General features: G+C 67.3%; 12 protein-coding genes and 1 riboswitch. Of the genes, 3 read left to right on the top strand and 9 right to left on the bottom strand.

What is annotated here, in order from left to right; genetic code table 11:
* The first annotated feature begins 128 nt into the window (after positions 1-128).
* The gene (locus NUW81_RS02670) at positions 129-3,140 is read left to right on the top strand and encodes an ankyrin repeat domain-containing protein (protein WP_245110151.1); all 3,012 of its coding nucleotides are present in this window, start codon (positions 129-131) and stop codon (positions 3,138-3,140) included.
* 12 nt (positions 3,141-3,152) lie between these two features.
* Here NUW81_RS02670 and NUW81_RS02675 read toward each other — a convergent pair whose 3' ends face one another.
* A complete protein-coding gene (locus NUW81_RS02675) occupies positions 3,153-4,715 on the bottom strand; it encodes a glycosyltransferase family protein (protein ID WP_245110153.1) in 1,563 nt (520 codons plus the stop codon).
* A 263-nt stretch (positions 4,716-4,978) separates the two neighbouring features.
* On the opposite strand from NUW81_RS02675, the gene NUW81_RS02680 reads away from it, so the two are divergent.
* Positions 4,979-5,626 (top strand): PilZ domain-containing protein, encoded by a 648-nt coding sequence (locus NUW81_RS02680; protein ID WP_245110155.1) that lies wholly within the window; start codon positions 4,979-4,981, stop codon positions 5,624-5,626.
* Positions 5,627-5,681: 55 nt separating this feature from the next.
* Here the strand turns inward: NUW81_RS02680 and NUW81_RS02685 are convergent, their stop codons facing one another.
* From NUW81_RS02685 to NUW81_RS02720, 8 genes are all read right to left on the bottom strand, one after another.
* The gene (locus NUW81_RS02685; RefSeq protein ID WP_245110156.1) at positions 5,682-6,095 is read right to left on the bottom strand and encodes a PilZ domain-containing protein; all 414 of its coding nucleotides are present in this window, start codon (positions 6,093-6,095) and stop codon (positions 5,682-5,684) included.
* A 53-nt stretch (positions 6,096-6,148) separates the two neighbouring features.
* Positions 6,149-6,793 carry a DUF938 domain-containing protein gene (locus tag NUW81_RS02690; RefSeq protein WP_245110158.1) on the bottom strand — a complete coding sequence of 215 codons (645 nt, stop codon included), beginning with the start codon at positions 6,791-6,793 and terminating at the stop codon, positions 6,149-6,151.
* Positions 6,790-7,239: an ABA4-like family protein gene (locus NUW81_RS02695; protein ID WP_245110161.1), complete on the bottom strand. Its 450-nt coding sequence runs from the start codon at positions 7,237-7,239 to the stop codon at positions 6,790-6,792. The genes NUW81_RS02690 and NUW81_RS02695 overlap by 4 nt, the downstream gene beginning before the upstream one ends.
* A complete protein-coding gene (gcvPB, locus tag NUW81_RS02700) occupies positions 7,239-8,918 on the bottom strand; it encodes an aminomethyl-transferring glycine dehydrogenase subunit GcvPB (protein WP_245110163.1) in 1,680 nt (559 codons plus the stop codon). Before gcvPB ends, NUW81_RS02695 begins: the two co-directional genes overlap by 1 nt.
* Positions 8,915-10,282, bottom strand: coding sequence for an aminomethyl-transferring glycine dehydrogenase subunit GcvPA (gene gcvPA / locus NUW81_RS02705; protein WP_245110165.1), 1,368 nt, complete (start codon positions 10,280-10,282; stop codon positions 8,915-8,917). Before gcvPA ends, gcvPB begins: the two co-directional genes overlap by 4 nt.
* Positions 10,283-10,311: 29 nt before the next feature.
* Positions 10,312-10,683, bottom strand: a complete 372-nt coding sequence (gene gcvH, locus NUW81_RS02710; RefSeq protein WP_245110167.1) for a glycine cleavage system protein GcvH — start codon at positions 10,681-10,683, stop codon at positions 10,312-10,314.
* The gene (gene gcvT, locus NUW81_RS02715) at positions 10,683-11,798 is read right to left on the bottom strand and encodes a glycine cleavage system aminomethyltransferase GcvT (RefSeq protein ID WP_245110169.1); all 1,116 of its coding nucleotides are present in this window, start codon (positions 11,796-11,798) and stop codon (positions 10,683-10,685) included. Before gcvT ends, gcvH begins: the two co-directional genes overlap by 1 nt.
* A 191-nt stretch (positions 11,799-11,989) precedes the next feature.
* A riboswitch (glycine riboswitch) is annotated at positions 11,990-12,079 on the bottom strand.
* Between the two features lie 95 nt (positions 12,080-12,174).
* Complete coding sequence (locus NUW81_RS02720) at positions 12,175-12,810, bottom strand: hypothetical protein (RefSeq protein ID WP_245110171.1); 636 nt, start codon at positions 12,808-12,810, stop codon at positions 12,175-12,177.
* 87 nt (positions 12,811-12,897) lie between these two features.
* Between NUW81_RS02720 and ispH the strand changes: the two genes are divergently transcribed.
* Complete coding sequence (gene ispH, locus NUW81_RS02725) at positions 12,898-13,842, top strand: 4-hydroxy-3-methylbut-2-enyl diphosphate reductase (RefSeq protein WP_245110173.1); 945 nt, start codon at positions 12,898-12,900, stop codon at positions 13,840-13,842.
* Positions 13,843-13,847 lie beyond the last annotated feature (5 nt).

Genomic DNA, 13,847 nt, shown 5'->3' on the forward strand with positions numbered 1-13,847 from the left:
AACGCCCCGATCGGAGCCTGTCACCTTTGTTAATTTGCCGTGGTAAACGGAATTAATAATAGGATTTTACGAAACGGCAGGACCCTGTTAGCTATGCGGGGCGAGCGATATTCTCGGGGGGTACCACCATGTTCCGCTTTCATCAGGGCCGCTTCGGCCTGCGCCGCACTGCGGCCTTTCTCGGCGCCGTGCTGCTTGCCGCCACGCTGTCGCCGCGCGCGGCATCGGCCCAGTCGCTCGTCGACATGCGCACTTACACCTCCGACTATTTCGGCCTCGATCCCTTCGATACGCAGGATGCCTTCGACATCGCCTGCGCCGCGGGGGAGCAAAAAGCGTGCAGCCAGGCCGACGAGATGCGCGGCGGCAAGCATTTCGCTCCGAAGAAGGGCTATGCCGCCCTGCGTTCGGCCTGCCGCAACGATGCTGCCCGCGCCTGCCTCGTGCAGGGCTGGTGGCAGCAGATGGGGCTCGGCACCGACGCCGATCTCGAGGAAGCGGTCCCGCTGTTCGAACAGAGCTGCCTCGGGGGTGACCAGGTCGGCTGTTTCCAATATCTGTTCTTCGCGAGGACGGGCGAGCACTGGGGCGTCACCAAGCTCGACGAGACAGCTGTCCGTTCGCGGATGCAGGCCCTGTGCGATGCGGGCTTCGACCCGGGCTGCGTGGGCACGACGCTGTACCTTTCGAATGAGGAGCTCGGCGCGCCGGCCGATGTTGCCCGGCATCTCCAGCCACTCCTGTCGATGTGCGAACGCAATCCCGGTCCGTGCAACTTCACCAACGTGATCAATGCGGTAACGCCGCGCACCGCATCCCCGATTGCGACCCATCTCGCCGCGCAGGCGGGCCCGCAGGCACGCGCCGGCCTTGAACGGAGCATTGTCCGTTATATCGAGACGATGGCCGAGGCCGAGGTCTCCCCTGTCGGGGCCCTCTCGATGCTCCGCGCGATGCAGCAAGCGGGCGCCCCCGTCGTCTCGGACGAGCTGCTGGCGCTGGCCAACGACGATCCCGACCTCCTCGCCGTGATGCTGGCGGGCGACAGCGGTGTCATCTCCGACGACGCCAAGCGCCTTGCGCTGCTCACCGCCGCCAATGATGGCAATGCCACCACCATCCGCTCGCTCCTCGAGGCCGGCGCCAATCCCGATGTCCGCTCGAACAGCGATGCGGGCTGGACCGCCCTCCAATATGCGATCGTCGAAGGGCACCAGGACGCTGTCGATGCCCTGCTCGACGGCGGCGCCGACCCCTCCTTCGCCAGCAGCCAGGGTATCTCCCCCCTGCTTTCGGCAGCCAAGCGCGATCGCATCGACGCTATCAATTCGCTCGTCGAGGCCGGCGTCGATCTGTGGGCCACGGTTCCCGAGACCGACTTCACCGCGCTTCACATGGCGGCCAGCGAGGGCCAGACCCGCGCTGCGGCGCTCCTCCTGCGCGCCGGCGCCGATGTCGACCCGCAGGATTCCTCGAAGCAGACACCACTCCACTACGCCTTGGGGCATGAAAAGCTCGACACCGCTCGCTTGCTGATCGCGCAAGGGGCCGATGTCGACCGCCCCTTCCCCAAGACCGGCCTGCCGCTGCTCACTGTCGCCATCAACGGCAACAATGAAGAAATGGCGGCAATGCTGCTGTCCGCAGGTGCCTCACCCAATGTCGAGGACAATAAGGGCGAGACCCCGCTGTTCGCGGCCATCCGTGCCGAGAACGACCCGCTTGCCGAGCTGCTGCTCGATGCCGGCGCCGATGCCGGTCACGTCAGCCTGTCGGGCGAAACGCCGTCGATGCTCTACGCCGCGCTCACCGAGAAGCGCGAGGCCGCCGCGGCCGCGGAGGCCGAGCGCCAGCGCCGCGAGGCCGAAGCGCGTCGCCGTGCCGAACAGCAGCGCATCGCCGAACAGCAGAACAAGAAGCGCGACGGCCTGCTCGGCGGGTTGATCGGCGCGGTCGCCGGTGCCGCCATCGGCACCGAGATGGGGCTCGGCGCCGAACAGGTCGGCCAGCTTGCCTCGACGCTCGGCCAGGTCGGCATGCACGCCGAACAGGGCGAGGCCGACAGCTTCCAGAAAGCGCAGCGCGCTGTCAGCTCGCTCGAAGGGCGCCTCGCGATGACCGCCCCCACCAACCCCGATGCGCAGGCCAATGCCTCGCGCCTCTACGCCGAACAGATGCGCGAGGCCGCGCGGCAGGGTGGCGATCCCGTCGCCATGGCGCTCACCGAAAGCGCGCTCGAGGCGGGCCAGAAGATCGGCCAGGCCATGGCCGACCAGCGCGAGTTCGAGAACGAGATGGCGCGGATGCAGGCCGAAATGGCGCAGCAGCAGGCCGCCGCGCGCGCCCCTTCCCCCAGCAATGCGGCCGCGACCACTTCGACGGCCCGCCAGCGGCAGGAAGCGCGTCGACAAGAGCAGGTCGCCCGTCGCCGCACCAATACGCAGGCGCCGCGCCAGATGACGCTCAAGGTGAACATGCCGACGCTGAGCAACTGCACCACCATGGAGAAGGACGACCCCTATGACGTCGTCCAATATGGCGATTGCGCGAACCGGTCGGGTGCCAACGGCAATGGCGACAACGCAGGCGGCAATGGCGGCGACGGCTCGGGCGCCCCGCGCTACGCCGACAATGGTCATGGCAACGACACCGGCGACAATGGAGGCGAAGGCTCCAACGGCAACGGAAACGGCGGCGACAATGGCGGCCTGACGCCGGTCGAGGGCCGTGTGGAAACCCATGTCCGCGGCAGCCAGCCCCCGCTCACTTGGGAAGAGCATGCCGAGATGCAGGAGCGCTACGGCTGCTACAAACCCGCTGCCGGCTGCGTCGTGCTCGTCGAGACCGTCTACGACAGCCGCTCGGGTATGATGAAGTTCAAGTTCCGTAACGATTGTTCGGGCGTGATCTACTATCGCTACAGCCTGCCCAAGAAGGACGGCGGTCTCGACGAGGGCTCGTGGACGGTCCAGCCCGGACGCCCGTTCGAATTCTACAGCTATGCGGGCGATGAACTGATGTGGCAGCGCCACTTCGCCGAGTTCATCGGCTCGAAGAGTTCGACCGGCTCGATGTGCCGCAACGAGATCTTCCGCACCGATGTCGGCGGGGTCGCCTACGCCAAGAAGACCCGGCGTTAGTCGGCAGCCGGATCAATCGGCGGGGCGCAGCCAGAAGGTCGCCCCGCCGATCCCGCTTTCCACGCGGCGATAGCCCGCCTCGCGCGCAAAACCCTCGATCGGCACCTCCAGCCCGATGCGGTCGACCGTGTGGCTCGCTTCATAGCCGGTCACGATCGCCGCCGGACGGCTTTCCTCGAGATAGTCGGTGATCGTCGAGGGCGAGACGAAGCCCACCGCGTCGCGGTCGGCCGCGTCGATCATGTCGCCGGTGCGATAGGCAAAGGGGCCGGTCGCGAACATCGGGTCGAGCGCCAGTCCGCTCCCGACCACGGTTTCGGGGCTGAGCGTGGCCACTTCGCCCTCGATCCCCTCGGCGCCGAGCAATGCGGCAAGCGCGCGCCCTTCCTCGGCGACCACCGTGGGCGTGGGCTTGTCGAGCGCTGCGCCGCCGAGGTTGTAGACGGGCTGGACGAGGCCGATCGCGAGGAACAGGCCGACCGCGGGCTTCAGCCAGTGCTTGTCCACGAATGCCCCTCGGTCGCGCGCCCAGGCCAGCCCGAGGCCGACGAACAGCGGCGGCAGGAGCGGGATCGCATATTGGCGATGGATCGGCGTCGGCGCGAGCGTGGCGACCAGTCCCGCGAGGATGGCAAGGTCGGTGAGCAGCAGCGCGGGGATCTGGGCCTCGCGGGCCTTCAATGAGCGCAGCCGCAGCAAGGTGTAGAGGACGAGCGCGAGCAGCGCGGGTCCCCGCACCAGCGTCAGCAGCCCGTCGATGGCCTTCATGCCCAGCGTCAGGCGGTGGGCGCGGCCATTGGCCTCGTACCAGAGGAAGGGCGCCTCGGCATGATAATGGAAATTGCCATAGTCGAAGGCGGTCGGCGCGGTCTCGCGGATCCACAGCATCGGCACCAGCGCCAGCACCACGCCCGCGCTCGTCACCAGCGTCGTCGCCACCGCACGGCGCTTGCCCATCACCCCGAAGATGGCGGCGAGCAGCGGGAAGGCGGCAAAGGCACCCGCCATCACCGCATAGCTGATCTTGGTGCCCGTCGCGGCGCCGATGGCGAGCCCCGCGAGCAGCCACTTGTAGCGGCGCCCGGGTTGCGCCGGATCGACCGCGCCCATCGCGACGAAGAAGGCGAAGGCGAGCAGGAGCGCTGGCAGCGCATCGTTGCGCACCAGCGTCACCCCGAACAGGAAGGCATGGCAGAACCAGATGGCGCCCGCCGCCATCATCGCGTGATGCCGCGCCACCCCGCCCTCGCGAAGCGCGCCATAGACGAGCGCGATCACGCCCGCCCCCATCAGCCCCGAGAAGAGCCGCGCGGCGAGGAGGCCGTGCCACTCGGGATCGCCGAACAGCGGGGCGAGGACATAGAGCTGGTAGGGCGTCTGGAGGTAGAGGAAGTCGCGGAACGGCGACATCCCGCCCGCGACCAGTTCGGCGGCGGCAAGATATTGCGTCTCGTCATGGTCGATCGGGCTCAACAGCGCGATCAGCGGCAGGCTCGCCATAAGGAGGACGAACAGGAGCGCATGAGGATGGGCGCGCGCCCGCGCGGGCGTCATTCGCCTGACGATGTCGATCATGGATGAACCCGCTAAGATGTTGAACCTTTTGCCGAAATTGCCCCTTTACCATGTCGCGCCTGAAGTCAAGGGCGCTGCGGCGCCTCGCCTGTTCAAGATGGACCGAAGGCGCATTTCGATCCGATCCGGAGCAAACCTGCCCCGGCCCGCACCATAGCGGTGAATGCCCTAACGAGTTGGTAAGGTGGTCGCCTTTATTCCTCGGGCAGGACATGACGACGTTGCGCCATGCAATGATCTCCACTTCGGCAAAGGAGGCCCCCTTGAGCGACCAGATGATGGAAACCACGCTCTATTCGCTCGACGAGGAGACCCCGTCCGCCGACCGCCTCGACCAGCGCGATGGCGAGCGTCACCTGACGCTCTACCGCGTCGGCTCGGTGATGCTCGGCGACCGCCGCGAACTGTGCCTCATCAAGAACATCTCGGCGGGCGGCATGATGATCCGCGCCTACTGCCGCATCGCGGAGGGCGATGCGCTCACCGTCGAGCTCAAGAATGGCGAGCCCGTCTCGGGCAAGGCGATCTGGACCAAGGGCCAGAATGTCGGCGTCCAGTTCGACGAGAAGATCGACATCCTCTCCATCCTCTCGACCTCGATGGAAGGGCCCCGCCCCCGCATGCCGCGGATCGAGGTCAGTTGCCCCGTCAGCCTCTATGTCGACAGCCACCCCATCCCCGCGCAGGTCGAGGACATCAGCCAGGGCGGGGTCAAGGTCGCCGTCCGCCAGCCGCTACCGCGCGGGGAGAAGGACCTCGGGGTGGCCTTGCCCGGCATGGCGCCGATCCGCGCCTCGGTGCGCTGGCAGAGTGACGAGAGCGCAGGGATCACCTTCAACACGCTCATGCCGCTCGGCGACCTCGTCGCCTGGCTCGAACGCCAGCGCGCGCCCATCTCCAAGGCGAGCTGAGCGCTCTCACGACTTCGTTTCGAAAAGGCCGCTGCGCGCGGCCCGAACGACGGGCCTAGTCCTCGATCTGGGCGCCGGGACCGCCAAACAGCCACTCCTGCGCGAACTTGCGTTCGCCGTCGCTGAGCTGGCTGGTGCGCACCGGCGGACGCTTGGCCGCGCTCTGGGCACGCATCTTGGGCGCGGGCACATGGCGCAGCACCACTTCGGGCTCCAGCGCCTGGGCAAAGGCGATGCCGGCGCGGCCATTGGCGCTCCACGCCACGCGGCCCGGGACCGACAGCCCCTCGCGGCGGAACAGCACGCGGCAGCCCTCTACCGGCAGCTTGTCGGCCTCGACCAGCGCGCCTTCGGCGGACAGGTTGCGCAGGCGCACCTCTTTCTGGCGCCCCCCGCATTCGAGGGCGGCTTTCATGTAGAAGCTCGAGCGCGGGCTCTTGCGGTTCTGCGGTGCGTTGCTCTCGTCCATGCCCCGAAATTAGGCGCGGGCGAGTAAATGCCGGGTTAAAAACGGGGCCGAAATCACGCCCTGCGAATGAGCCGCAGCATGAAGTTGTTGGCGGGCATGGCGACCCGTTCGGCAAGCTCCAGCCCGCGCTTGCCAGCGGCCACCGCGAGCGTCTCCACCTTGCGCAGCCCCCAGGCGCGGTCACGACCGCGCAGGCTCTCGTCGAAAGCAAGGTTGCTCGGCGCGGTCTCGACATCCTCCGCCAGCCATGGCCCGTAGAAGATCAGAGGTGCGCCCGGTGCCAGCAGCCGCGCCGCCCCGTCGAGAAGCCCGAGCGTCGCGCCCCACGGCGCGATATGCGCCATGTTGATCGACAGCATCGCATCGGCCTCGCCCACCGGCCAGTCGGCCATGCCCGTGTCGATCTCGACCGGCGGGAGGAGATTGTCGGGCCCGCCCTCGCGCCATGCCGCGATCGAGGCGAGCGCGGCGGGATCCATGTCGGAAGGTTGCCAGTCGAGTTGCGGGAAATGTTCGGCAAAGGCGCGCGCATGCTGCCCCGTCCCGCTCGAGGTCTCGAGCACCAGCCCCCCGTCCGGCAGCCAGCGTTCGAGCACCTTGACGATATGCCCCACGTTGCGCGTCGCGGCGGGCGCCTCGCGGCGCGCCTCGGTGCCGAGATCTTCCATCGTGTAAGGCGGCAGTGAGGGCTCGGTCATCCGCGCATTTTCAGGCCGGCCATTGCCCGCGCGCGCCGTTCGCGCACGACCATCCAGATGAACAGGCCGAGCGGCCCGGCCATGAGCGTGAGGAACAGGATCGGCGCCTGCACCCAGCGATTGACCAGCTTGTGGTCGGCATCCTTGGCGATCCACTGGCCGACGAACAGGTCGAAGGCGAGATAATGGATCCATCCGAGGGTGACGCCTGCGTCACTGGCAAACAGGCATCTCACCCCCTCGATTGTCCCCAGGGACGCCCAATCGATCCCGCCTGGCGAGAACATCATGACCAAGATCACGACGCTGTAGGCCAGCGCGAGAAGTCCGATCCCCAGATAGAAGATCAGCGCATGCGTCTTCGGGCCCCTTGGCCCCGCGATGAGCACGATCCAGGGAACGAAGACCCCGGTGACCACGATCGAAAAGAGCGTCTCCCAGTCCATCAACCGCCGCCATACTTGGCGGCCATGCCGGTGGAGGAGGCCTCGGGCACGGCTTCCTTATAGGCAAGCACGGGCTTGCGCGCGGCCTGCGTCTCGTCGAGGCGGCGGCGCGGCGCATAATAAGGCGCGGCCTTCATGCCTTCATCGCCAGCCTTCGCACGCTCCGCCACGCTGCGCAGCGCGGTGATGAACTGGTCGAGCGTGGCCTTGCTCTCGGTCTCGGTCGGCTCCACCAGCATCGCGCCATGCACCACCAGCGGGAAGTACATGGTCATCGGGTGATAGCCCTCGTCGATCAGCGCCTTGGCGAGATCGAGCGTCGAGATGCCCTCGCCGAAGCCTTTGTCGCTGAACAGTGCCTCGTGCATGCAGGGACCCGAATGGGCGAAGGGCGCGTCGAGCACGTCCTCGAGGCTCCTGAGGATGTAATTGGCGTTCAGGACCGCATCCTCGGCGACCTGCCGCAAGCCGTCGGCACCATGGCTGAGGATATAAGCGAGCGCGCGGGTGAACATGCCCATCTGGCCGTGGAAGGCGGTCATGCGCCCGAAATGCTTCAGCGGCCCGCCGAAATGCTCCTTGGCGAAGCTTTCCGCATCCTCTTCCTCGACGAGGTGCACGACGCCGTCCTTGGTGCGCGCGGTATAGGGCAGCGGGCCATAGGCCGCGAGCGCTTCCGACAGCACCACCGGCCCCGACCCCGGGCCGCCGCCGCCATGCGGGGTGGAGAAGGTCTTGTGCAGGTTGATGTGCATGGCATCGACGCCGAGATCGCCGGGGCGCACCTTGCCGACGATGGCGTTGAAATTGGCGCCGTCGCAATAGACATAGCCGCCCGCTTCATGGACCGCGTCAGAGATCGCCTTCATGTCGCGCTCGAACAGGCCGAGCGTCGAGGGGTTGGTGATCATCACGCCCGCCACGTCAGGACCGAGCCGCTCCTTCAGCTTGTCGAGATCGACGCGCCCGTCGCTGTTGGCGGGAATATTCTCGATCCGGTAGCCCGCGAAGGCGGCGGTGGCGGGGTTGGTGCCATGCGCGCTTTCGGGCACGAGGATGACCTCGCGCGCATCGCCCTTCGCCTCCAATGCGGCGCGGATGCACAGGATGCCGCACAATTCGCCATGCGCGCCCGCCTTGGGGCTCATCGCCACGCTGTGCATGCCGGTCAGCTTCACCAGCCAGAAGGCGAGCTCGTTGATCACCTCCAGCGCCCCGCGCACCGTGTCGACCGGCTGCAGCGGGTGAACGTCGGCAAAACCCGGCATCCGCGCGATCTTCTCGTTGAGGCGCGGATTGTGCTTCATCGTGCACGAACCGAGCGGGAACAGGCCGAGGTCGATGGCGTAATTCTGGCGCGACAGGCGGGTATAATGGCGCACCGTCTCGGGCTCGGTCAGGCCCGGCAGGCCGATCGCGCCCTTGCGCTCGAAGCCACCGAGGCGGCTCGTCGTCTCGCCCATCGGGGTCGGCTCGGGCGGCTGCTCGACGCCTGCCAGCGCGAGCTTGCCCGCATATTCGAAATCGACGCCGGTGGTCTCGGTATCGCCGATCTCGAAAATGAGCGGCTCTTCCAGCATCAGCGCGCGGTTGCCGGTGGTCGTGTCGGGCCCGCTCATGGCGTTATGGCCCTCGACGGGGGTGCCGGGTTTCCAGCCGCTCTCGTTGGTCTTGGTCATGACAGCGCCTCCGTCAGCGCATCGCAGAGGATGTCGATATCCTCCTCGGTGGTCGTCTCGGTGAGCGCGACGAGCAGCGCGTCGTCGAGCCCCTCGCTGTCGGGATAGAGCCGCCCGAGCGAGACGCCCGCGAGGATCCCCTTGTCGGCCAGCTCGCGCACCAGCGCGCGTGCATCGCGCCCGACCTTCAGCGTGAATTCGTTGAAGAAATGCTCGTTGAGGAGCGTGACGCCCGGCACCGCGGCAAGCTTGTCGGCGGCGATGCAGGCAAGGCGGTGGTTCTCGGCGGCAAGGCTGCGCAGCCCCTTCTCGCCGAGCAGCGTCATGTGGACGCTGAAGGCCAGCGCGCAGAGCCCCGAGTTGGTGCAGATGTTGCTGGTCGCCTTCTCGCGGCGGATATGCTGCTCGCGGGTCGACAGGGTGAGCACGAAGCCGCGCTTGCCCTCGGCATCGACCGTCTCGCCGCACAGGCGGCCCGGCATCATGCGCACATGCTTCTCGTCCTTGACCGCGAACAGCCCCAGATAGGGCCCGCCGAACTGGAGGCCAACGCCGATCGCCTGCCCCTCGCCCACCACGATGTCGGCGCCAAGGTTGCCCGGCGCCTCGATCGCGCCCAATGCGACGGGCTCGGTGTTGACGACGATGAGCAGCGCGCCCTTCTCATGTGCGGCATCGGCGATGCGGGCCACATCGGGGATGCGCCCGAGGATGTCGGGATATTGCACGACGACGCAGCTCGTATTGTCGTCGATGCGCGCGATCAGCCCGTCATCGTCGGGACGCGGCGTGAGGCTCGGCGGCGCGCCCGCGATCTCGTCCTCGGTGAACTTGGCCATCGTCCGCACTACCTCGGCATAATGCGGGTGGAGCGCGCCCGAGAGCACGACCTTCTTCTTCTTGCCACGCGCGATGCGGCTGGCCATCGCGACGGCTTCCCAGCAGGCGGTCGAGCCGTCGTACATCGAGGCATTGGCCACCGCGCAGCCATAGAGCCGCGCCACCTGGCTCTGGAATTCGAACAGCATCTGCAGCGTGCCCTGCGCGATTTCGGGCTGGTAGGGCGTGTAGGCGGTCAGGAACTCGCCGCGCTGGATGATGTGATCGACGCTCGCCGGCACATGGTGGCGATAGGCCCCTGCGCCGAGGAAGAAGGGCGCATCCGCCGCCGCGAGGTTCTTCTTCGACAGGCGGCGCATATGCTTTTCCACCGCCATTTCGGAGGCGTGCATCGGCAGGCCGTGGATCGGCCCGTCGAGCCGCGCCTCTTCGGGCACATCGACGAACAAATCATCGATGCTGGCGGCACCGACCTTCTCGAGCATGGCGGCCCGGTCGGCCTCGTTCAGCGGCAGGTATCGCATCACTTCATCCTTTGTCGCGCCGGTCGCGCCTAGAGAGTGCCGAGGAAATCCTTGTAGGCGGCCTCGTCCATCAGGCCCTCGAGCTCCGACGGGTCCGACAGTTTGATCTTGAAGAACCAGCCCTCGCCCTCGGGATCCGAGTTGACGAGGCTGGGGTCGCCGTCGAGCGCCTCATTGCCCTCGACAACCTCGCCCGAGACCGGCGCATAGACGTCGCTGGCCGCCTTCACGCTCTCGACCACGGCGGCATCGTCGCCCTTGGCCACGGTGCGGCCCGCTTCGGGCACTTCGGCGAAGACGATGTCGCCCAGCGCTTCCTGCGCGTGGTTCGAAATGCCGACGGTGGCGACATCGCCCTCGACGCGCAGCCACTCATGTTCCTTGGTGTAATAGAGGGTCATCACTTCTTCCCCTGCTTGCGATGATAATTGTGCGGGACGAACGGCATGTCGGTCACCGTCACGTCGAAAAGCTTGCCGCGCTGCTCGGCCTTCACGAACGCGTCATCATCGACGAGGTGCGTGGCCAGATAGCCCATGGCGATGGGCCGCTCCAAGCTGGGCGAAAAGCCACCCGAGGTGATCTTGCCGACGACATTGCCCTCGCCGTCGAGGAGCGGCGCGCCCTCGCGCACCGGCTGGCGCCCGTCGACGAAGAAGCCGACGCGCTTCACCAGCGCGCCTTCCTCGCGCTCCTTCAGGATGCGCTCGGCGCCCGGAAAGCCGCCTTCCTCGCGGCGGCGCTTGGAAATGGCAAAGCCGAGGTCGGCCATGACCGGCGTGATCTCGGGATCAAGGTCATGACCGTAGAGCGGCAGCCCCGCCTCGAGCCGCAGCGAATCGCGCGCGCCGAGCCCGATCGGCTTGACGCGCTCGTCAGCGATGAGCGCATCGGCAAAGGCGGTGACCTGTTCGGGCGAGATGGAAATCTCGTAACCGTCCTCGCCGGTATAGCCCGAGCGGCTGATCCACAGGAAGTCGCCCTCCCACATGAAACCCGCGCCCTGCATGAAGGCGAGTTCGCCGACCCCCGGCACGATGCCCTCGAGCACCGCGGCGGCCTCGGGCCCCTGCAGCGCGAGCAGCGCGCGGTCTTCGAAATGTTCGAGGCTGACGCCTTCGGGCAGGTGCTTCTCGATATAGGCGATGTCGTCATGCTTGACCGCGCCGTTGACGACGACGGCGAACTGTACGCCCTCGGGCGTTTCGACCTTGGTGACGATGAGGTCATCGAGGATGCCGCCATCATCGGCGAGCAGCATCGAATAGCGCGCGCGGCCGGGCTTCAGGATCCTGAAGTCGCCGGGCATCAGCGCCTCGAGCGCGTCTGCCGCGCCCTCGCCCTTCACGACGAGCTGGCCCATGTGGGAAACGTCGAACAGGCCGGCATGCTCGCGGGTCCAGCGATGTTCGGCGATGATCCCCTCATATTGGATCGGCATGGCATAGCCGGCGAATTCGACCATCCGCGCGCCTTGCGCGACATGCCAGCTGTCGAGGGGAAGGGACTTGGTCATGCGCAGGCCTTTCAAGGTCCGAGGCACACGGGGTCATCCCCCGCATGCCGGTCAAGTACCGGACCCCCGCCTGTCTTTGGACCTGAGAGTTTCGACGATGGGCCTGCCGCCTCTCCTGCCAGCGGGCCTCGCCTTCCCCTTCGGTGGCGTCGCGATCCCTGACGGGCGCGCCGCGCTTTCCAGACTGTCACCGGGGCCAGACGGTCCTTTTGCCTGAGAGATTCCGGGGGCGGTTGCTCCTTCGGCGCCGTCTTTTGGACGGTCTCTCCCGCATGGCCCCCCGGTGCAGCGTGGGGCAGCACCGGAGACGGCTCAGGCTTTGGCCCCGCGCCCCCGCACTGTCAATCGCCCGCGTGCGCGAGGGCGCGCGAATATTTTACTTGGTCGCGTTGTAGCGCAGCTGGGCATCATTGAGCTGGAAGCCGACGAGCTGTTCGAAGCTGGCGCGGGCGACGGCATCGCGAATCTCGGGCTTGGACAGCGGATCGATCGCGGCATCGACTTCGCCCGGGCGACGCTTGCGGGTCAGCTCGCGGCGCACCTCGCTCGGCAGGGTGACGGCCGAGCGGGCGACGCGGATGCTCGCCTGGCCGCGCGCGCTGGTGCGGGTCTGGCCGTCGGCGAAGTCGAGCTGCACCGAGCCGACGCGCTTGGCGATCACGTCGGTGCCGCCCTGCACCGCGGTGTTGAAGATCGGCAGGACGACGCTGCGCGCGGGGCCGGCATCGCGGCGCGAGGCATAGACGTCATAGGTCACGTTCGAGGTGACGAACTCGCTGTCCTCGTAGCACTGGTCGTCGAGATTGGTGATCGCCGCGGTCACGTCGATCGCATTGGCCTGCGTCGAACCGGCGGGGTCGAACAGGGTGACCGAGCCGGTGCCGGCGGGGATGGCGACCTGCGGGCAAAGGCTGCGCAGCTGGACGATACCCCCGTTCTCGATCCGCCCTTCCCCCGAACAACCGGCGAGAATCAGCGAAAAGGACGTGGCGAGAAGCAGCTTGCGAACCATCGGTTACACCTTCGAAATTCGTGGAAAGTCCGCTCCTCCATAGGAAGCCCCTTCACGCTTGCCAAGCAATCGCTTACATCGCCCCCCATGAGCACTGCCCCCGCCCTTGAAGTCCTGATCGCCGCGCCGCGCGGTTTCTGTGCCGGCGTCGACCGCGCCATCAAGATCGTCGAACTGGCGCTCGAGCGCTACGGTCCGCCGGTCTATGTCCGCCACGAGATCGTCCACAACAAGTTCGTGGTCGACCGGCTGCGCGGCCTCGGCGCGGTGTTCGTCGAGACGCTGGACGACGTGCCCGCCAACCGCCCCGTCGTCTTTTCCGCCCACGGCGTGCCCAAGGCGGTTCCGCAGGCGGCCGAGGCGCGCGGGCTCGACTATCTCGACGCCACCTGCCCGCTCGTCTCCAAGGTCCACCGCCAGGCCGAGCGCATGATCGAGGCGGGGCGCCACATCCTGTTCATCGGCCATGCCGGCCACCCCGAGGTCATCGGCACCTTCGGACAGGTTCCCGAGGGCCACATGACCCTCGTCGAGACCGAGGCGGATGCGCGCAGCGTCACGGTCGAGGACCCCGAATGCCTCGGTTTCCTCACCCAGACCACCCTGTCGGTCGACGACACCGACGCGATCATCGCCGTGCTCAAGGATCGCTTCCCCGCGATCCAGGGCCCCAAGGGCGAGGACATTTGCTACGCCACTTCCAACCGGCAGGCGGCGGTCAAGGCGATCGCCCCGCAGGTCGACAAGATGCTCGTCATCGGCGCGCCCAACTCGTCGAACAGCCGCCGCCTCGCCGAGCTGTCCGACCGGCTCGGCACGCCCGCCGTCCTTATCCAGCGCGCCGCCGACATCGACTGGGAGTGGATGGGCACGCCCGCCCGTGTCGGCATCACTGCAGGCGCCTCCGCCCCCGAGATCCTCGTTCGCGAGGTCGTCGAATCGCTGGGCGACCGCTTCGCCGTGACCGAACATGAGGTCAGCCACGTCGACGAGAATATGGTCTTCAAGCTGCCCCGCACGCTGGTTGCCTGAAACCC

The sequence above is a fragment of the Sphingomicrobium aestuariivivum genome, assembly GCF_024721585.1.
GTDB lineage: Bacteria > Pseudomonadota > Alphaproteobacteria > Sphingomonadales > Sphingomonadaceae > Sphingomicrobium > Sphingomicrobium aestuariivivum.

Coding starts and splice junctions, on each gene's coding strand:
- NUW81_RS02670 (WP_245110151.1), top strand. CDS start 129: ATGTTCCGCTTTCATCAGGGCCGCTTCGGCCTGCGCCGCACTGCGGCC.
- NUW81_RS02675 (WP_245110153.1), bottom strand. CDS start 4,715: ATGATCGACATCGTCAGGCGAATGACGCCCGCGCGGGCGCGCGCCCAT.
- NUW81_RS02685 (WP_245110156.1), bottom strand. CDS start 6,095: ATGGACGAGAGCAACGCACCGCAGAACCGCAAGAGCCCGCGCTCGAGC.
- NUW81_RS02690 (WP_245110158.1), bottom strand. CDS start 6,793: ATGACCGAGCCCTCACTGCCGCCTTACACGATGGAAGATCTCGGCACC.
- NUW81_RS02695 (WP_245110161.1), bottom strand. CDS start 7,239: ATGGACTGGGAGACGCTCTTTTCGATCGTGGTCACCGGGGTCTTCGTT.
- gcvPB (WP_245110163.1), bottom strand. CDS start 8,918: ATGACCAAGACCAACGAGAGCGGCTGGAAACCCGGCACCCCCGTCGAG.
- gcvPA (WP_245110165.1), bottom strand. CDS start 10,282: ATGCGATACCTGCCGCTGAACGAGGCCGACCGGGCCGCCATGCTCGAG.
- gcvH (WP_245110167.1), bottom strand. CDS start 10,683: ATGACCCTCTATTACACCAAGGAACATGAGTGGCTGCGCGTCGAGGGC.
- gcvT (WP_245110169.1), bottom strand. CDS start 11,798: ATGACCAAGTCCCTTCCCCTCGACAGCTGGCATGTCGCGCAAGGCGCG.
- NUW81_RS02720 (WP_245110171.1), bottom strand. CDS start 12,810: ATGGTTCGCAAGCTGCTTCTCGCCACGTCCTTTTCGCTGATTCTCGCC.
- ispH (WP_245110173.1), top strand. CDS start 12,898: ATGAGCACTGCCCCCGCCCTTGAAGTCCTGATCGCCGCGCCGCGCGGT.